The 2,919-nt window shown below is 72.7% G+C and carries 3 protein-coding genes; 1 reads left to right on the top strand and 2 read right to left on the bottom strand.

Annotated features, from left to right (window positions below):
* Window positions 1-167 precede the first annotated feature (167 nt).
* Together ACWD4B_RS35585 and ACWD4B_RS35580 are read right to left on the bottom strand one after the other, a co-directional pair.
* Window positions 168-659 (bottom strand): indole-3-glycerol phosphate synthase, encoded by a 492-nt coding sequence (locus ACWD4B_RS35585; RefSeq protein ID WP_451424648.1) that lies wholly within the window; start codon window positions 657-659, stop codon window positions 168-170.
* A 197-nt stretch (window positions 660-856) separates the two neighbouring features.
* Window positions 857-1,642: a pyrimidine reductase family protein gene (locus ACWD4B_RS35580; protein WP_451424647.1), complete on the bottom strand. Its 786-nt coding sequence runs from the start codon at window positions 1,640-1,642 to the stop codon at window positions 857-859.
* A gap of 71 nt (window positions 1,643-1,713) precedes the next feature.
* Here ACWD4B_RS35580 and zapE point away from each other — a divergent pair, with 71 nt between their 5' ends.
* Window positions 1,714-2,844 (top strand): cell division protein ZapE, encoded by a 1,131-nt coding sequence (gene zapE, locus ACWD4B_RS35575; protein WP_451424646.1) that lies wholly within the window; start codon window positions 1,714-1,716, stop codon window positions 2,842-2,844.
* Window positions 2,845-2,919 lie beyond the last annotated feature (75 nt).

The following is a 2,919-nucleotide window of genomic DNA, read 5'->3' as shown; positions in this document are numbered from 1 at the left end:
ACGACACGTCCGCAGCCGAAGCACTCCCCCAGCTACCGCTGGGGGTACCTCCTGGGGGCACCCCCAGCGGTAGCTGGGGGAGGTAGCTGGGGGAGCAGCCGTCCCGCGCCCCTGACGGGGCGCCCGGTGCGGGCGCGTCGTGGTGCCGACAGCCGGCCCGCAGGGCCTCAGGCCTGCTCCGGCTCCTCCTCCGCCTCGTCCGCATGGGCGTACAGCTTCAGCACCGGGACCCCGACTTTGTGCCGTGCCCGCGAGGCCCAGTCGCGGTGGAAGAACTCCTCGACCAGGTGCGGGGCGGTCAGCACGATCACCTCGTCCGCATGGGTCTGCTCGACGACGGAGCGCAGCAGGTCGAGCGGGTGGTCGTCGATGATCTGACCCACCGCCTCGCAGCCCGCCGCCCGCAAGGCGCGCAGCGAGTGCTCCAGCGCCACGGCGGCGGGCCGCAGTGCGTCCTCGCCCTCGGGCTCGTCGGCCTCGTGGACGGCCTGCTCCAGCTCACCGAGGGCGACGTCGTCGATGGCACGCAGCAGCCGGTCCTCGTTTCCTCTGGGCCGCATGAGGACCACGAAGGACATGTCGTCGTCATGCAACGTGGTGACGAACTCGACATCTGTGGCGGACAGCGGCTGCTCGATCATCAATACGCTCGTGAACACGGTGGGCGCCCTTCTTCTCCGTGGGCCACCGGGCCCAACAGAAACCATCCTGCGCGTGCTCCCCCCGAGCCCGCCTGTTTTGATCCCGTGCCCTCGGGGGAGCGTCTGACTCGCGTCTGACCCCATTCTGCCCAGTGGACGCGAAGCGGAACGGCAAATTCCGCCGATTGTCAGATCCTTCAGGTTCTTCAGACCCTTCAGATGCTTTGGTGACGGGTGTAGCGGGTGAAGAGGAAGCCGTCCTCCTCCAGGATCGAACCGAGAGCGAACCGTTCCGGCACCTCCAGCCGCGGCCCGGCCGCGATCCGCGGCGCACTGCCCGCGGCCATCATCGGGGCCAGGGACAGGCACATCTCGTCCAGCACCCCCGCCGCGGCGAACTGCCCCAGCAGCCGCGGACCGCCCTCGGTGAGCAGCCGGGTCAGCCCCCGCTCCGCCAGCGCCCCCGGCACCAGCGCGGGATCCACGCCCCGCCCCTCGCCCGCCACGACCACCTCGGCACCCGCCGCCCGGGCCGCGGCCACCCGGTCGGCCGGCGCCTCCGCGCCCGTGAGCACGATCGTCGGCACCAGCGGAGAGGTGAACAGGGGGAGCGAGAAGTCCAGGCCGAGCCCCGCACTCACCACCGCGATCACCGGCGCCGGGCCCTGCCCGAGCGCCGCGCGCCGCGCCGCGAACGCCTCCCGGGCCCGCGCCGGCCGGTAGCCCTCCTGCCGTACGGTCTCGGCGCCGACCACGACGGCGTCCGCGAGCCCGCGCAGGGTGCCGAAGATCCGCATGTCGGCGTCCGACGAGAGCGGCTGGGAGCGCCCCTCGTGGTGGGCGGCGCCGTCCAGGGACGAGACCATGTTGGCCCGCAGCCAGGCCCTGCCCTGCGCGGGCGGGGCGTCGGGGTAGGCGTAGAAGTCGGCGAGCTCGTCCAGCCCCCATTCGCGCTCGTCGAGGTCGGCGGGGCTGAGCGGGGAGGGGAACAGGCGTCGCATAGGCCGCAGTGTGACATGGGTCGCTGATCACGTGGCCGTCCCGGCTCCCACAGCAGCTACGCTGGACAGCTGTGTCATCCTCCACCGCAACACCTGCCGATGCCTCCGGGTCCGTCAACGGTCCGGCAGGCGAGTCCGCCACCGCCCCGGTGGCGCTGACCTCGCGCGCCCCGCACGTACCGGCCGACCGTCTGGTCGCCGAGATGGTGCCGCCGCCGCGCTTCGACTCCGTGCGGTTCGACACCTACATCCCCGACCCGAACCAGGCCAGCCAGGCCGAGGCCGTCACCGTCCTCGGCGGCTTCGCGGCCGGGCTCGGTGGCGGTACGGACAACGGCGGCGCCCGCAAGCGCTGGTTCCGGCGCGAGGCGAAGCCCGCAGCGGCCTCCGGTCCGCGCGGCGTCTACCTCGACGGCGGCTACGGCGTCGGCAAGACCCACCTGCTGGCCTCGCTCTGGCACGCCGCCCCGGCCGAGCCGGCGCAGAAGGCCTTCGGCACCTTCGTGGAGCTGACCAACCTCGTCGGCGCACTGGGCTTCCAGCAGACCGTTCAGACGCTCAGCGGCCACAAGCTGCTGTGCATCGACGAGTTCGAGCTCGACGACCCGGGCGACACCGTGCTCGTCTCCAGCCTGCTGCGCAAGCTGGTCGAGGCGGGTGTGGCCCTGGCCGCGACCTCCAACACGCTGCCCGGCAAGCTCGGCGAGGGCCGGTTCGCCGCGGCCGACTTCCTGCGCGAGATCCAGGGCCTCTCCGCCCACTTCCGCCCGCTCCGGATCGACGGCGAGGACTACCGTCACCGCGGCCTGCCGCAGGCCCCGGCGCCGTACGACGACGAGACCGTCAAGCGCGTCGCGCACGCGGCCGAGGGCGCCTCGCTCGACGACTTCCCCTCCCTGCTCGCCCACCTCTCCAAGGTCCACCCGAGCCGGTACGGCGCCATGTGCGACTCCATCCGCGCGGTGTGCCTGACCGGCGTCGAGCCGGTGCCCGACCAGTCGACGGCGCTGCGGCTGGTGGTCCTGGCGGACCGGCTCTACGACCGCGAGGTGCCGGTGCTGGCCTCCGGGAGGCCGTTCGACGAGCTGTTCAGCGAGGAGATGCTGCAGGGCGGGTACCGGAAGAAGTACTTCCGGGCCATTTCCCGGCTGACCGCGCTGGCGCGCGATGCGAAGCCGCTCGTGGAGCGGTACGGGGCGTAGGACGGTTCTTCGACTGCGGGTCGGCTGTGGCTGGTCGCGCAGTTCCCCGCGCCCCTGACGGGGGACACCACCCCG

Source organism: Streptomyces sp. NPDC002536, assembly GCF_053594995.1.
The sequence above is the reverse complement of the archived record's forward strand: the minus strand, read 5'-3'. Positions and strand labels throughout refer to the sequence as shown.